Genomic DNA, 16,284 nt, shown 5'->3' with positions numbered 1-16,284 from the left:
CGACAAGGGAAAACGCATGATCAACACGGCTCGCGGCGGCAATCAGGAAGAAAGGAGTCTCGCCTCAACCCTCGCCGCCCAGGATCGACTTGAGGTCGATACGGCTGTCCCGTGGTCCCAGGTCGAGAAGGCCCATCAGGCTGTCGAGGTGATGCTCGATGTCGTTGCGACTGGCTGCGGCGTCGCCACTGCGCAGGTGCTCGAGCAGACGGTGGTGATCGCCCTCGAGATAGCAGCTACCGAGCCCCTGGCGCTTGTACAGCGCGATGACGATCGAGGTGCGCAGGATCAGGTCGGTGAGCATGGTGCCCAGCACCCGGTTGGGAGAATGCTCCGCCAGCAGGTGGTGGATCGCCAGGGAATGTTCGATGCGTGAAGGCTCATCATTGGCGAGAAAGGCCTGACGCTCACGGTCGGCACGATCCTCGATCTGCAGCAGTACCGTCGATGGCAGCGTGCCGGCGGTCAGCGCCGCCAGCTCACCTTCCACCAGACGCCGGGCGGCAAAGGTCTGGCGGGTTTCGTCGACGTCCGGTGAGCGCACCCGCGCCACCTGATTGGGACGCTGGTCGACCACGTACTCGGAGGCCAGACGCGTCAGCGCCTTGCGCACCACCGAACGACTCACGCCGAACACCTCGCCCAGCGTCACCTCGGGCAGTCGAGTGCCCGGCGGCAGCCGCTGGGCCAACACGGCTCGGCGAACCTGGCGTACGATATCCCCATCGCTGATGCGTCCCCCGGCCTTGATCTCGGCCAGCACCTCTTGCTGCCAGGCGTTGCTCATTGCTGCCTACCCATCATCTTGGAAAGCTTGACCTTCTCACGTTTTCTGCCATTGCACCACATTCGGCGCATCATATGTATACACCAGTGGTGGCACCCCACAACGACCGCGCCCGATCCATTGGATCGGGCGCGGAACCTGTGCATCGGGCTGAGTGAAGGTTCAGCCAGCGACGTGACCGTCGTTGACGTCCAGGATCTTCAGGGTATTGGTGCCGCCGTGGGCGTTCATGTGGTCGCCGCGGGTCAGGATGACGTGGTCCCCCGGCACGGCCACGCCGTGGTTGACCAGACGCTCCAGGGCGCGGTCGTTGAGCTCGGAGGCGGACATTTCGCTGGTGTCGAAGGGCAGCGAGATGACCCCGCGATACAGCGCCATGCGCCGCTGGGCGATGGGGTTGTGGGCCAGCCCGACGATCGGCAGGCCCGAGCGGATGCGCGAGGCGATCAGCGGCGTATAACCGGTGGAGGTCATGCAGGCGATGGCGGCCACCCCCTCCAGATGGTTGGCGGCGTACATCGCCGACAGCGCGATGGTCTCGTCGATGCGCTCGAAGCCTTCGTGGATGCGGTGCCCGGACTCCTGGGCGATACGCTCGCGCTCGGCGCCCAGACAGACGCGATCCATGGCTTCGATGGTTTCCACCGGGTAGTCGCCGGCGGCGGTCTCGGCCGACAGCATCACCGCGTCGGTAGCGTCCAGCACCGCGTTGGCCACGTCGAACACCTCGGCCCGGGTGGGCAGCGGCGACTCGATCATCGACTCCATCATCTGGGTGGCGGTGATCACCGCGCGGTTATGGCTGCGGGCATGCTTGATGATGCGCTTCTGGGTACCGATCAGCTTCTCGTCACCGATCTCGACGCCCAGGTCACCACGCGCCACCATCACCGCCTCACTGGCCTCGATGATGTCATCCAGGGTCTCATCGGAGGCCACCGCCTCGGCGCGCTCGAGCTTGGCGACCAGGCCGATCTCGGCACCGGCCTCGCCCAGCAGGCGACGCGCCTCCAGCATGTCCTCGGCGGTACGCGGAAAGGACACGGCCAGATAGTCGACGCCGATATCGATGGCGGTCTTGAGGTCTTCCTTGTCCTTGTCGGTCAGTGCCGGCGCCGACAGGCCACCGCCCTGCTTGTTGATGCCCTTGTTGTTGGACAGCTTGCCGCCGACCACCACACGGGTATGGATCTGGCTGCCGTCGACGCGGTCCACGTCCAGCACCACGCGGCCGTCGTCCAGCAACAGACGGTCGCCACCGGCCACGTCGTCGGCCAGTTCCTTGTAGTCGCAGCCGACCCGAGTGGCGTCGCCGGCCTGGGAATCCATCGACACATCGATGACGAAGTCAGCGCCTTCTTCCAGATTGACCGCCCCCTCGGCGAAGCGGGCGATGCGGATCTTGGGTCCCTGAAGATCCCCCAGCGCGGCCACACTGCGACCGAGTCGATCGGCGATGGTCCGGACCTCGTTCAGGCGGCGGCGATGGTCGTCGGCGCTGCCATGGGAAAAATTGAGGCGAACCACGTCGACGCCGGCACGCAGCATCTCCTCCAGGACCCCTTCACGATCACTGGCGGGCCCGAGGGTGGCAACGATCTTGGTACGACGTACGGGGGTATGCGGGAGTTGGCTCATGCTGTCCTCGACTGGTTCGAAAATGACGCAAGCAGGATAGGTGGAAGCCACTTCGATGGCATCCAGATCCGAATCCTGTAATTTTACTACAAAATGATCGCTGTAGCGACCACCACTAAAGGCCAAGATGCTGGTGCCGCCACCTATACAATGCGCCAAGGTTAGGCGCAACCTGATGATAGACAAGGATCATCACGGAATTCGAGCACGCCAATTCCAGCGCAGGAAAATTTGATCGCGGCCTGTAATTAAACTACAAAACTTTCGTGATAGCGGGGCTCGCCAGCAGTGATACCTGTTCAAGGCTGCCTTGCTCAAGAGGCTATCGCAATCCCTCTTTCCGTCGATACGACAGAGATGCCCAGGACGAAAGGCAGAGAGGGCTCAGGTCAGCATCGCCTGGCATCAAGCGTCGCCTGTCAGCAAAAAGAGCTCACCGATGGGAAAAATGGGGGGGGCCCATCGGCGAGCAAGGATCGCCTGCGCGATCCCGACGAGTGACGACCTCACACCCGCCGTTCAGGGAGCAGTCATCTCCCTGCCCGGCCCCCGGACCTTGCCGGCCCGAGGGCTCGAACCCGTCTACTGCCCGATTTCGTGATCGGCCAGGGCCTCGAGGGCACGCACGATACCGGCGTGATCCCAGTCGCTGCCACCCAGGGCGGCACAGGACTGAAACAGTTGCTGAGCGTTGGCGGTACCCGGCAGCGCCAGATTGAGCCCTCGTGCTCCTTCCAGTGCCAGATTGAGATCCTTCTGATGCAGGCGAATACGGAAGCCAGGATCGAAGGTCCGCTGGATCATCCGCTCGCCGTGCACGTCGAGGATCTTCGACTGGGCCAGACCACCCAGCAGCGACTCACGCACCTTGGCCACGTCGGCACCTGCCTTGGAGGCGAACAGCAATCCCTCGGACACCGCCTCGATGGTCAACGCCACCACGATCTGGTTGGCCACCTTGCAGGTCTGCCCGGCCCCGTGACCGCCGATATGCGTGATGGTCTTGCCCATCACCTCCAACAGCGGCAAGGCACGCTTGAAGCCTTCCTCGGTGGCGCCCACCATGATCGTCAGGGCGGCATTGATGGCGCCCCCCTCGCCGCCGGATACCGGCGCGTCGACGTACTCGCCTCCGGCCTCGTGAATACGACGGGCAAATTCCTGGGTCGCCAGGGGCGCGATCGAGCTCATGTCGATCACCAGAGTGCCGGGCTTGAGCCCTTCGATCACGCCGTCTTCGCCGAACAGCACGTCTTCGACATCCGGGGTGTCGGGGACCATGGTGATGATCACCTCGCTGGCCTCGGCCACGGCCCTGGGGCTTGCGACCTCACTGAGCCCCTTTTCCGCCAGGGTCGCGTCGAGCTTGCCGCGCTTGACGCTGACCAGCTCATGCCCGGCATCCAGCAGATGTCCCGCCATGGGACGCCCCATGATGCCCAATCCGATAAAACCGATCTTGCTCATTGTGATTCTCCTTGCCTGATATTTCAGGGGGTTACGAATATCGGGATCACGCCCTGGCCTGGTCGAACCAGCCCAGGCCTTCCTGGGTGGTCGTGGCCGGCTTGTACTCGCAGCCGATCCAGCCCTGATAGCCGATCCGGTCGAGGTGGGCGAACAGGAAGGGATAGTGGATCTCGCCACTGCCCGGCTCGTGACGTCCGGGGTTGTCCGCCAGCTGCACGTGGGCGATGCGTGCGAGATGACGCTCCATCGTCGGCGCCAGATCCCCTTCCATGATCTGCATGTGATAGATGTCGTACTGCAGCTTCAGATTGTCGCTGCCCACCTCATCGAACAGCGCCAGCGCCTGTTCGGTGCGATGGAGAAAGAAGCCCGGGATGTCACGGGTATTGATCGGCTCGGCCAGCAGCACGATACCGGCGTCGGCCAGGCGTTCGGCGGCGTAGCGCAGGTTGTCGACCAGCGTACGGTGAGCCTCGTCCTGACTGACGCCCTGGGGCACGATGCCGGCCAGACAGTTGACCTGACCGCAGCCCAGGGCGGTGGCGTACTCAATCGCGGTGTCGACGCCGGCACGAAACTCTTCGACGCGATCCGGGTGGCAGGCGATACCGCGCTCTCCGGCGGCCCAGTCGCCGGCCGGCAGGTTGTGCAGCACCTGGGTCAGGCCATGGGCGTCGAGCCGCGCCTTGATCTCCTCGGCGGGATGGTCATAGGGAAAGAGGTACTCGACACCCTGGAAGCCGGCCTTGGCGGCGGCCTCGAAGCGATCGAGAAAGTCCACTTCGGTGAACAGCATGCTCAGGTTGGCGGCAAACTTGGCCATGAAAATCTCCTGTTGCGCGTAAGACACTTCGTCGATCGACGACCGCCAGACCACGGCGGCCGTCGCTCTCAGTTAGAGCTGAATCAGGTCAGAGCAGCGATGGAACTCGGTGCATCCTCGAGGTTCTCGGCCAGCGCCTCGAACTCGTTGATACCGGTCAGGTCGGTGCCCATGGCGATATTGGTGACCCGCTCGAGGATGACCTCGACCACTACCGGTACCCGGTGCTGGCGGGCCATCTCGCGGGCCTGCTCCAGCGCCGGCGCAATGTCATCGGGCCGGCTGACCCTGAGCGCCTTGCAGCCCAGTCCCTCCACCACCGACACATGGTCGACGCCGTAGCCGTCGATCTCCTCGCAGTTGATGTTCTCGAAGGCGAGCTGCACGCAGTAGTCCATGTCGAAGCCGCGCTGGGCCTGGCGAATCAGGCCGAGATAGGCGTTGTTCACCAGCACGTGGACGTAGGGCAGTTTGAACTGGGCGCCCACCGCCAGCTCCTCGATCATGAACTGGAAGTCATAGTCTCCCGACAGCGCCACCACCTCGGCCTCGGGATCCGCCCGGCAGACACCGAGGGCGGCAGGAATGGTCCAGCCCAGGGGGCCAGCCTGACCGCAGTTGATCCAGTGGCGTGGCCGATAGACGTGCAGGAACTGGGCACCGGCGATCTGTGACAGGCCAATGGTGCTGATGTAGCGGGCGTTGCGGCCGAAGACCTTGTTCATCTCCTCGTAGACCCGCTGGGGCTTCACCGGCACATCGTCGAAGTGGGTCTTGCGCAGCATGGTGCGCTTGCGCTCCTGACAGGACTCGGCCCAGCCGCTGCGATCCTTGAGCCGCCCCTGTTCACGCCACTCGCGGGCCACCTCGACCATCGTCTCGAGCGCCGCCTTGGCGTCGGAAACGATACCGTAGTCGGGGCCGAAGATACGCCCGATCTGGGTCGGCTCGATATCGATATGCACGAAGGTGCGGCCTTCGGTGTAGGTCTCGAGATTGCCGGTGTGACGGTTGGCCCAGCGGTTGCCGATCCCCATCACGAAGTCCGACTCGAGCAGTGTCGCGTTGCCGTAGCGGTGGGAGGTCTGAAGCCCCACCATGCCCGCCATCAGCGGGTGATCGTCCGGCACCGCGCCCCAGCCCATCAGGGTCGGAATCACCGGCACTCCGAGCAGCTCGGCCAGGGTCTGAAGCTCGCCGGCGGCGTCGGCGTTGATGATGCCTCCTCCCGCCACCAGCAAGGGGCGCTCTGCCTCATTGAGCATACCCAGGGCCTTTTCGCACTGGGCACGGCTGGCCCGCGGCTTGTAGGCCGCCAGGGGCTCATAGGCGTCTACATCGAACTCGATCTCGGTCAACTGGACGTCGATGGGCAGATCGATCAGCACCGGCCCCGGACGCGAGGAACGCATGATCTGGAAGGCCTGCTGGAAGGCGTGCGGCACCTGGGCCGCCTCCCGCACGGTGATCGCCCACTTGGTCACGGGCCCGGCGATGGCCTGGATATCCACCGCCTGGAAGTCTTCCTTGTGCAGCTTGCTGACCGGGGCCTGACCGGTGATGCAGAGGATCGGTATGGAGTCGGCGCTGGCGGAGTAGAGCCCGGTGATCATGTCGGTCCCGGCAGGCCCGGAGGTGCCGATGCAGACCCCGATATTGCCGGCCTTGGTGCGGGTATAGCCTTCAGCCATGTGGGAGGCGCCCTCGACATGGCGCGCCAGCACATGGTCGATCCCGCCGACGCGTCGCATCGACGAATAGAAGGGGTTGATCGCGGCCCCGGGCACGCCGAAGGCCACCTCGATACCTTCCTTGATGAGTACGTGAACAGCGGCGTCGGCAGCAGTCATGCGAGTCATGATGCATCTCCTGAGTTATCTATTATTGTATACATTTTTGCACTGCAACATTATACGGAAATGATTTTTTTGGAATTTCTTTCCATTATTTCTAGCAGCCAGACAAGCACCCCGCAAACAATTTTGGAAATTTTTTCCATCAAGCTGTTGGCGTCAGCAAACTTGCATCGGCAAGTCCCTGAAACAACGAGTGATCGGTGAGATGTGCCGTAGCGGGCATCGCCCATCCGGGAGAATCGCGCGACAACTGGCGGTCGCGCGGACAAGGAAAGGTTCGAAAGCACGGCGCCGTGCTTTCGAACCAGAGAAAACGTCAAGACAAGAGTGAGCGGAACAGCAACACTCACCCGCACAGCAACGGGCTATACTCGATAAACTGTGCGGTCTAAAGCACGACAGGCCGCCGGATTGGCGGGCACCCGCCCTATTCGCCTCTGATGACCAGAAGGGAAGGCAACCTTGCCCAGCGGTTCACGGTGCGCCAGCCAATGACGCTCTTGCTCTTGCTCTTGCTCTTGCTCTTGCTCTTGCTCTTGCTCTTGCCCCTGCCCCGCTCTCCTGCGCGCAAGCGTCACCGGGCGCTCGAGATCGACTGCCACGGTGATCGACACGATGGCCAACTTTCGCGATATCGATGAGCGCTTGTCCAGCCTGTCGGCGCATCGCACCCTGCTGGCCATTCGCAACGCCTATCTGTCGATCCTGCCCTACGTCATCGTGATGGCAGCGGTGACCGTGGCCGCCAATCTGTTTCACTTCGCTGGCATCGACACCGGCATCGCCGTCTATGTCAGCCACCTGGCACGCTATCTCGGAGAGCTGTTTCCCGAAGTGATCCTGCTGTCGTTGAGCTGGTCACTGAACAGCCACAACCGTATCCGAGCGCCGGCCGTCATGCTGGTGTCGCTGCCGGTGTTCTGGATCCTGTGTGGCTGGGACCAGCTCTACGCCGAAGTCGGCCAGCAGACCCGCAGCCTGGGGTCGACCATCGCCATCTACCCCGCGATCCTGCTGACCCACACCACCTTCAAGCTGTTCGCCCGGGAGAACACCCGGAGCCATCCCCAGCGAGTGGTCATGAGCCAGATGATCACCTTCAACCTGCGCTACGTGCTGCCTGGCGTGATCGCGGTAATGCTGGCCATCGTGCTGCGCTTTGTCTTCGTCGCCCTCGCCGATCGCTACGCCCAGGACATCTATGCGCTGCTGGTCGACCGTATTCCCTATCACCTGGAGGTCATCCTGTTCGTGATGTTTCTGCAGGTGCTGTCGCTGTTCGCCATCCACGGCTACGCCACCATGCTGGGGGTGTTCGAATACCTGCAGAACAAGAGCGACGTGCTGGGGCTGCCTTCGCCGGAGTTCTTCACCCTCTACGCCACCCCGGGCGGGGCGGGCTCGGTGTTGTGCCTGATGCTGGTGATGCTGGTGGTGAGTTCACGCCGGGAGTACAAGTCGCTGGCGCGCATCTCTGCCCCGCTGACCTTGTTCAACATCAGCGAGACCCTGGTCTTTGGCATACCGCTGGTGTTCAACCTGCGCATGGCCTGGGCCTTTATCTCGGTGCCGACGATCAATGCCAGCCTGGCCTACGCCGCCATGTCCATGGGCTGGGTGGCGCCGCCACCCAACAGCGTCCACTGGGCGGTGCCTTATCTGATCTCGAGCTACCTGGCCTTCGACGGCGTCTACCTGCCATCGATGCTGCTGCAACTGACCTGTATCGGCTGCGGGGTGCTGATATACAGCGTGGCGTGGCGCCGCTATGTTCACCGCGAGCGCTCCAGCAAGGACGAATACCCGGTCTTTCCCTCGCGCAATGCAAGCGACTCGGCGTTTGGCGATGACGCCCTGGATATCGTGCTGATGGAAGAGAACGTCAGCCGCTGGAGTCGTATCAAGCAGGCAGACCGAACCCTGAAATGGCTGAACGAAGGCCAGCTCGAACTGGTTTTCCAGCCCATCGTCGACGTCAGCACTCACCGCATCAAGCACATCGAGGCCCTGCTGCGCTATCGCGATGCCCAGGGCCTGCTGCATCCCCCGCAGTTTCTGGACGTGCTGCGCCACCACCCCGGCGTCATGGAAGGCATCGAATGCTGGGTGATAAGGACTGCCGCTCACCATGTGCGGCAGTGGAATGAGGCGGGGTTGTCCAAGCGTCTGTTCATCAACGTGACGCCGCTGTTCTTTTCCAGCGGCAACGTCCGGCGATGCTTCTTCAATGCGCTCAACGATTGCCCGATCAACTCGCTGGGCATCGAGATCACCGAACAGGCCCTACTCGAGGACCTTCCCCGAACGCTTTCCGATATCAAGCTGTTTCAATCCATGGACGTCCAGTTCGCACTGGATGACTTCGGCAGCGGATACTCCTCCTTCAACTACCTGAGCCAGCTTGGCGTGGACTTCATCAAGCTGGACAAGACGCTGATCGACGATATCCACCTGCCCCGCCAGGCCAGTGTCGTCGAATCGGTGTACCAGTTGTGCCGGCACTTGAGCCTGCAGGTCATCTGTGAGGGCGTGGACAAGGACGCCAAGGAGGCTCGCCTCGAGCGAATCGGCGTCACCCTGATGCAGGGCTTCCTGCTCTACCGCCCGATGGAGGCCCCCGCGCTGGAAACCCTGCTGCGTCAGGAGCAGCACGCAGCAGGTTCCGCGTAAAGGGCGTGAGGGGTCGGGGGCCTCAATCGAGCTCGCTTTCCGGGCCGAGGCCCTGGTCGGTCAGTCCAGCGTCGGCAGCTTCATATGCCGATTGACGTCCTTGTACAGCAGATAGCGGAACGGACCGGGACCACCGGCGTAGCATGCCTGCGGGCAGAAGGCGCGCAGCCACATGTAGTCACCCGCTTCGACCTCGACCCATTGCTGGTTGAGGTGATACACCGCCTTGCCCTCGAGCACGTAGAGGCCGTGCTCCATGACATGGGTCTCGTCGAAGGGAATCACTCCGCCGGGCTGGAAGGTCACCACCGTCACATGCATGTCGTGACGCATGTCGTCGGGATCGACAAAGCGGGTGGTCGCCCACACCTCGTTGCAATCCGGCATCACCGTCGGCGCGATATCGTTCTCGTTGGTGACGATGGGCTCGGGCAGATCGATACCGTCGACGCGTTCGTAGGCCTTGCGTATCCAGTGGAAACGCACGGCTTCCTTGCTGCGATTGTGCACCTGCCAGTCGCTGCCAGGGGGGATAAAGGCGTAGCCGCCGGGCACCATCACGTGCACCTGGCCCGCCAGGGTCAGCTCCAGCTCCCCCTCGACGACAAACAGCACGCCTTCCGCCTGAGGGTTGGGCTCCGGACGTTCACTGCCGCCCTCCGGGCCGACTTCCATGATGTACTGGGAGAAGGTTTCGGCGAACCCCGACAGCGGCCGTGACAGCACCCACAGCCGGGTGTTGTGCCAATGGGGCAGCTTGCTGGTGACGATGTCCCGATAGACGCCCTTGGGGATCACCGCGAAGGCTTCGGTGAACATCGCCCTGTCGGTGGTCATCACCTTCTGGTCCGGATGCCCACCGCGGGGCGCATAGTAGTGTCGTGTCGGTTGGGAAGCGCTCATTGAAAAATCCTTGTTGTTGGCCCGTATGCCGTGCAGCAGTGTCTTTCGCCCGGTCGACGGGGCTCGTCACTCACCCAGGGTGACGCGAATCTCGAGGGGGTATTCGTCGCAATTGTTGCCGTCACCACCGCGATCGACGACGAGAAACTCGCCTTCACGCTCCAGCACGGACTGGATGGCGTGCCAGGTACCGGCGCGGTAGTTGACGCCCTGACGGCCGTCGGTGACGAAGGCACGCACCTCGGCAGGGTCGATGCTATCGCCGGCCGGAGCCACCACGATGATGAAGCGTTCCTCATGCAGCGGCATGAAGGCCTGGCTGCCGAGAGGATGGCGCTCCAGAAAGGACAGCGTCAGCGGCAACTCGATGGGCTGGCTGACGAACAGGCTGATCATCGGCCGCGCGTTGTCGCCCAGAGTCTCGATCGGCACCAGATCATGGTGGCGCTGGGTGCGGCCAGCGTTAATCGGAAAGGAGGCGGAGCTGCGCGCGTCGATGACCTCGCCAAAGGGGGCGAAGGCCTCCGCCGTCAGGGGATGTGCGGTCAATTCGAGCATGGTATTTCCTGAAGTACGGGCGAGAAAGGGCTCCCCGAGGCGGTCGACACTCGGGGAGATCAGGGCGATGGCTTGCGTCAGCCGATTGGCGCCGGCGTCGGCGCGGGAAACTGCTCCGCCCAGTGGCGTGCAATATCGATCCGCCGGGTGACCCAGACCCGATCGTGGGCCTCGATATGGTCGAGAAAGCGCTGCAAGGCGCGAAAACGTCCCGGACGGCCAATCAAGCGGCAGTGCAGGCCCACCGACAGCATCTTGGGAGAGTCCTCGCCCTCGGCGTAGAGCACATCGAAGGCATCACGCAGATAGGTGAAGAAGTGATCGGCAGTGTTGAAGCCCTGGGGCGCGGCGAAGCGCATGTCATTGCTGTCCAGGGTATAGGGCACCACCAGATGCGGATGGTGCTGGCCCTGGCTGTCGGCCTCGCAGGTCCAGAACGGCAGGTCGTCGCCGTAGTAGTCGCTGTCGTAGAGGAAACCGCCTTCGTCGAGTATCAGCCGCCGCGTGTTGGGGCTGTCGCGGCCGGTGTACCAACCCTGAGGACGCTCGCCGTAGAGCCGCTCGAAGATCTCGATGGCCTTGCGCATGTGCTCCCGCTCGACCTTCTCCGAGACCTGCTGGTAGTGGATCCAGCGATAGCCATGACAGGCGATCTCGTGCCCCAGCTCCTTGAAGGCGTGGGCCAGTTCAGGGTGGCGTTCCAGCGCCATGGCGACTCCGAATACCGTCAACGGCAGCCCCCGCCGCTCGAATTCCCGCAGCACTCGCCAGACCCCGGCACGGGAGCCGTACTCGTAGATCGACTCCATGCTCAGATGGCGATCGGGATAGCTGTCGGCACCGATGATCTCGGACAGAAACTGCTCGGAGCCCGCATCACCATGGAGTACACAGTTCTCGCCGCCCTCTTCGTAGTTGAGCACGAACTGCACGGCGATCCTGGCCTTGCCTGGCCAGTTGGCATGGGGAGGCGTGCGACCATAGCCGATCAGATCACGCGGATAGGATGTTGTTGTCATGGGTAGCTTCTCCTGAAAGTCGGGCGATGGCCGGAGCCACCACTGCCGTGCGAGCGTGCAAGTACATAGGCGACAGAGCAAGGTGGCGTGCCTGCGGCCCCCGGACGCCTGCGGTTGAATGGGCACCTGAAACACAGTTTCTGGAACCTGGGGCCCGGGTCGTGGTGGCAGGCACACGGGACCAGGCACTTTTAGCCAGACACATGAGCAACGACGCCTGGAGCTCCCTGAATGGCGCGCTTGGGCTGATCGTTTCAACGAGACACTTCCGCTGAACGCTACCCTCCGGGCGCAGCGTTTGCGCCTGCCTTCGCTCCTCCCTTGCGCCTGCCTTCGCGCGCCGTGCGTGACGTCACCGCACGCCATTATGTATACAAACTAAAAATAGACTGTACTCATTTTCTTGGCAACACCTTCATCGATCCCCTACCAGGGGAAAAAGGCACATCGTACTTCGCCGCAGAACTCGCCGCGAAGCAACGCCCACGCCCTCCCCTCACTGCCCATACCGTTCATGACGACAGGCCGCATGAAGTCCATACACGAGAAACTGTATACAACAATTACCATTATATTGTACTGACTATATCGATAACCCAGTATTCACTTACAGTTCACACTCCTCATGATCGTGACCCTCGCACCACAAAAGCACTCAATGCACTGTTTTTTAAGGTGTTTCCCCGCCAACCGCGCTCGATCAATTCAGCCCTTGATGCGTATCCGATATCGATCTATTTTGTGTACAAAGATATTAATTCCTCGTCCATGAAGGAAGACAGGCATGCATCTCCACCTGATCAACCCCAACACCACCGCCGGCATGACCGAGACGATTCGCCTCGCCGGCAGTGCCATCGCCGCGCCAGGCACGCGCATCACCGCCTCCCAGCCGGTCAGTGGCCCGGTTTCCATCGAGGGCCATTTCGATGAGGCGATCAGCGCCGTGGGCGTGGTCGAGGAGGTCCTGCGCATGGACAGGGAAGCCCAGGTCGATGCCTACGTGGTGGCCTGCTTCGGCGACCCGGGCTTGTTGGCGGCGCGAGAAGCCACCCGTGCACCGGTGATCGGGATCGCCGAAGCGGCCTTCCATATGGCCAGCCTGATCAGCACGCGCTTCTCGGTGGTGACCACCCTGGGACGCACCGTGATCATCGCCGAGCACCTGCTCGACCAGTACGGTTTCCGTCACCAGTGTCGCCGAGTGCGTGCCGCCGAGATCCCGGTGCTGGACCTTGAAGACGATAGCGACTGCGCGCTCGACAAGATCATCGAGGAGAGCCGTCGTGCCAGGGACGAGGACGGCATCGGCGCCATCGTGCTGGGCTGCGGCGGCATGGCCGACCTGACCGAGACCATCAGCCGCGAGGTGGGCCTGCCGGTGGTGGAAGGGGTGACGGCGGCGGTGAAGCTGAGCGAGGCACTGGTAGGGCTGGGCCTTGGCACCTGCAAGACCGGTGACCTGGCCTTTCCCCGACCCAAGGCTTTTAGCGGCACCTTCCAGCATCTGTCCCATCTGGATCTGGAGACCACCGGCCGCTGACCCCTTCCCTCTGCCCCCTCACCGCATGACAAGGCTTGACCCATAACAATCCACAACGAGCGAGGTCCAAGATGACCACTTCCACTTCCCGGCCAGGCGAGCCCCAGGGCGTCGCCGAGGCCACCACCAAGAGCGTCGGCGACGAATCGCTGGCCCCCCAGAAGACCCGTATCATGGGGCGCACCTCCTACCTGCTGGCCTGGTTCGGCGGCTGCGTCTCGATCGGCACCTTCACCATGGGCTCCAGCGTGGTCGGCACCCTCAACCTGATCCAGGCCACGGTGGCCATCGCCATCGGCTGTTTCGTCATCGGCATCGCCCTGGCCATCAATGGCGCCGCGGGCTACAAGTACGGCATTCCTTTCATGGTCCAGGCGCGCAGCGCCTTCGGTTTCCAGGGCACTCGTCTGCCAGGACTGGTCAGGGCGGTGCCGGCCATCGTCTGGTACGGCTTTCAGAGCTGGATCGGAGCGGGCGCCCTGAACCTGGTGTCGGCCACCCTGTTCGGCTACGACAACCTGATCGTGTTCTTCATCGGCTTTCAGTTTCTGCAGATCGGCCTGTCGGTGCTCGGCTTCCAGGGCATCAAGTGGCTGGAGAACGTGGGTAGCGCCTTCATCCTGGCCTCGCTGGTCTACATGTTCTATAGCACCGTGGTCCGCTACGGCGATGCCCTCTCGGCCAACCTGTTGACCATGGAAGGCTCCTGGGGGCTGCCTTTCTGGGGTGCCACCATGCTGTTTCTGGGCATCTACTCGACCATGATGCTCAATGTCAGCGACTACTCCCGCGAGCACGTCAAGGGCACCGGGCCGGGTCTGTTGACCACCATCTACGCCATGTCGATCCTGCCGTGCACGCTGTTCATGGGGTTGATCGGCTACATGGTGTCCGAGGCCACCGGCGTGGCTGACCCGATCAAGGTCTTCGCCAACGCCGTGGACAACACTCCGCTGCTGATGACGACCCTGCTGTTCATCGCCTTCGCCCAGGTCACCACCAACGTGCTCAACAACGTGGTGCCGCCCACCTACGTGCTGATGGACACCTTCAAGATGAGCTTCCGCAAGGCGACGGTGGTCGTCGGCCTGCTGGCCTTCGCGACCTTTCCCTGGGAGCTGGTCAAGGACGAGTCTGCCGCCGGCCTGCAGGTGTTCGTGCAGACCTACTCCTCCTTCCTCGGCCCGATCTTCGCGGTGCTGGTGGTGGACTACTACCTGATTCGCCGCCGTACCCTGGATCTGGACAAGCTGTACGACGAGAACGGCCCTTACCGTGGCGTCAATCTGGCCGCCTTCATCGCCACCGCGGTGGGTGTCGTCGCCGCCTTCAGCATGCCCACGGTGTCCTGGTACGCAAGCCTGATCCCGGCGGGCCTCACCTACCTGCTGCTGATGCGCTACTGGAAGGGCTGCCAGCGCTTTACTCAGTAACACTACCTATCAGTACAGCTATCGACGGGGCCTCTGGCCTCGTCGTCTCCATGTCATTCCATCTCTCCAACAACAAGAGACACCTTTATGTCCCATGACGATCTAAGCCTCGATACCTCCCGGGTCGATCCGGGCCTGTACAACGAGGACCTGGCCCCGCTGCCCCACGCTCGGCGCAACTGGGGCGCCTTCGAGATCTTCAACGTCTGGTCCAACGACATCCAGAGCCTGTTCGGCTACACCCTGGCCGCGTCGCTGTTTCTGTCCTACAACCTGAGCGGCTGGGCGGTGATGGCGGCGATCATCCTGGCCGGGGTGATCGTGATGTTTCTGGTCAATCTGACCGGTGCCCCCAGCGTGCGCTACGGCATCCCCTTCCCGGTCATGGTGCGGGCGAGCCTGGGCGTGCGCGGCTCCAACCTGCCGGCGCTGTTGCGCGCCCTGGTCGGGATCTTCTGGTACGGCGTGCAGACCTACTTCGCCTCCACCGCCGTCACCCTGATGATCACCGCCCTGATCGGTACCGACGGCGGGGCCGGCATGCTCGGTCTGTCACCGGTCGCCTGGCTGTCCTTCGTGCTGGTGTGGCTGTTTCAGATCGCGATCTTCTGGTCGGGGATCGAGCGTATCAAGCACTTCCTCAACTGGGCGGGGCCGCTGGTCTACGTGGTCATGGTAGCGCTGATGGTGGTGGTCTGGTGGCAGGCCGGCAGCGAGCTGCTGCCGGCGGTGGGCACCATCTTCTCGGCCAGCGGGGAAGGCGGTGGTGGCATCGGCGCCTTCGCTGCCGTGGTCGGTACCATGGTGGCCTACTTCGCCGCCGTGGTGATCAACTTCGGCGACTTCACCCGCTTCGTCAGAACCGAACGTCAGATGAAGCTTGGCAACCTGCTGGGGCTTCCCCTCAACGTCGCCTTCTTCTCCTTTATCGCGCTGATCATCACCGCCGGTACCCTGGTGCTGTTCGGCGAGGCCCTGACCAACCCCACCGATATCGTCGAACGGGTCGACGCCTTGCCGTTGACGCTGCTGGCGGCGGTCACCTTCTTCGCCGCCACCGTCGGCATCAACCTGGTGGCCAACTTCATTCCCCCGGCCTACGACCTGGCCAACCTCTTTCCCCGGGTGATCAGCTTCAAGGTCGGCGGCCTGATCACCGCCTGCGTGGCCTTTTTCGTCGGCGCGCTGTGGGTCTCGGTGATCAGCCAGATCGGCGTGCCCGGCTTCGTCAACGCCGTGGGTGCCATCGTCGCTCCGTTCTACGGCATCATCGTGGTCGACTTCTACCTGATCAAGGGCCGCCGACTCGACGTCCAGGCGCTGTTCTCGTCCCGTGAAGGCGACGCCTACACCTACACCAACGGCTGGAACCTGCGCGCCGTGGTGGCCTTTGCGCTGGCCGCGATCTTTTCGCTGGCGACGGTAGTGGTGCCGGCCCTGCAAGGACTGGCCGGCTTCGGCTGGATGATGGGGGCAGCACTCGGTGGCGCCATCTACTACGCGCTGATGCGCCAGCACAAGCAGGTGGTGACGGCCTGATGGGAGCCAAGACGGCAGACCATCACTGGCCCTGCTGAGCCGCCG

The 16,284-nt window shown here is 63.0% G+C and carries 12 protein-coding genes; 4 read left to right on the top strand and 8 right to left on the bottom strand.

Annotation, left to right across the window (positions count from 1 at the left end; genetic code table 11):
• Window positions 1-64: 64 nt before the first annotated feature.
• From C9F12_RS05675 to gcl, 5 genes are all read right to left on the bottom strand, one after another.
• Complete coding sequence (locus tag C9F12_RS05675) at window positions 65-787, bottom strand: GntR family transcriptional regulator (protein WP_045994095.1); 723 nt, start codon at window positions 785-787, stop codon at window positions 65-67.
• A gap of 162 nt (window positions 788-949) precedes the next feature.
• Window positions 950-2,425, bottom strand: coding sequence for a pyruvate kinase (gene pyk, locus C9F12_RS05670; RefSeq protein ID WP_108448253.1), 1,476 nt, complete (start codon window positions 2,423-2,425; stop codon window positions 950-952).
• Window positions 2,426-3,007: 582 nt separating this feature from the next.
• The gene (locus C9F12_RS05665; RefSeq protein ID WP_331281210.1) at window positions 3,008-3,919 is read right to left on the bottom strand and encodes a 2-hydroxy-3-oxopropionate reductase; all 912 of its coding nucleotides are present in this window, start codon (window positions 3,917-3,919) and stop codon (window positions 3,008-3,010) included.
• A gap of 19 nt (window positions 3,920-3,938) precedes the next feature.
• Window positions 3,939-4,718 (bottom strand): hydroxypyruvate isomerase, encoded by a 780-nt coding sequence (gene hyi, locus C9F12_RS05660; protein ID WP_045994098.1) that lies wholly within the window; start codon window positions 4,716-4,718, stop codon window positions 3,939-3,941.
• Between the two features lie 83 nt (window positions 4,719-4,801).
• Complete coding sequence (gene gcl / locus C9F12_RS05655; RefSeq protein ID WP_045994099.1) at window positions 4,802-6,577, bottom strand: glyoxylate carboligase; 1,776 nt, start codon at window positions 6,575-6,577, stop codon at window positions 4,802-4,804.
• Window positions 6,578-7,189: 612 nt separating this feature from the next.
• Here gcl and C9F12_RS05650 point away from each other — a divergent pair.
• Window positions 7,190-9,244, top strand: a complete 2,055-nt coding sequence (locus C9F12_RS05650) for an EAL domain-containing protein (protein WP_162816396.1) — start codon at window positions 7,190-7,192, stop codon at window positions 9,242-9,244.
• A 60-nt stretch (window positions 9,245-9,304) separates the two neighbouring features.
• Here the strand turns inward: C9F12_RS05650 and C9F12_RS05645 are convergent, their stop codons facing one another.
• From C9F12_RS05645 to puuE, 3 genes are all read right to left on the bottom strand, one after another.
• Window positions 9,305-10,147 carry a bifunctional allantoicase/(S)-ureidoglycine aminohydrolase gene (locus C9F12_RS05645; RefSeq protein WP_045995186.1) on the bottom strand — a complete coding sequence of 281 codons (843 nt, stop codon included), beginning with the start codon at window positions 10,145-10,147 and terminating at the stop codon, window positions 9,305-9,307.
• Window positions 10,148-10,213: 66 nt separating this feature from the next.
• A complete protein-coding gene (locus C9F12_RS05640) occupies window positions 10,214-10,705 on the bottom strand; it encodes an ureidoglycolate lyase (protein ID WP_108132437.1) in 492 nt (163 codons plus the stop codon).
• Between the two features lie 77 nt (window positions 10,706-10,782).
• Window positions 10,783-11,724, bottom strand: coding sequence for an allantoinase PuuE (gene puuE, locus C9F12_RS05635; protein WP_045995184.1), 942 nt, complete (start codon window positions 11,722-11,724; stop codon window positions 10,783-10,785).
• Between the two features lie 784 nt (window positions 11,725-12,508).
• Here puuE and C9F12_RS05630 point away from each other — a divergent pair.
• The 3 genes from C9F12_RS05630 (at window position 12,509) to C9F12_RS05620 (ending at window position 16,239) form a co-directional block, all read left to right on the top strand.
• Window positions 12,509-13,267: an aspartate/glutamate racemase family protein gene (locus C9F12_RS05630; protein ID WP_108132434.1), complete on the top strand. Its 759-nt coding sequence runs from the start codon at window positions 12,509-12,511 to the stop codon at window positions 13,265-13,267.
• 71 nt (window positions 13,268-13,338) lie between these two features.
• Window positions 13,339-14,700 (top strand): NCS1 family transporter, encoded by a 1,362-nt coding sequence (locus tag C9F12_RS05625; RefSeq protein WP_108132433.1) that lies wholly within the window; start codon window positions 13,339-13,341, stop codon window positions 14,698-14,700.
• A gap of 87 nt (window positions 14,701-14,787) precedes the next feature.
• Window positions 14,788-16,239, top strand: coding sequence for an NCS1 family nucleobase:cation symporter-1 (locus C9F12_RS05620; RefSeq protein ID WP_108448251.1), 1,452 nt, complete (start codon window positions 14,788-14,790; stop codon window positions 16,237-16,239).
• Window positions 16,240-16,284: the final 45 nt, after the last annotated feature.

The sequence above is a fragment of the Halomonas sp. BN3-1 genome (assembly GCF_003056325.1).
Lineage (GTDB): Bacteria > Pseudomonadota > Gammaproteobacteria > Pseudomonadales > Halomonadaceae > Halomonas > Halomonas litopenaei.
Note: the sequence above shows the minus strand (reverse complement) of the source record. Positions and strands in the feature narration are given on the sequence as shown.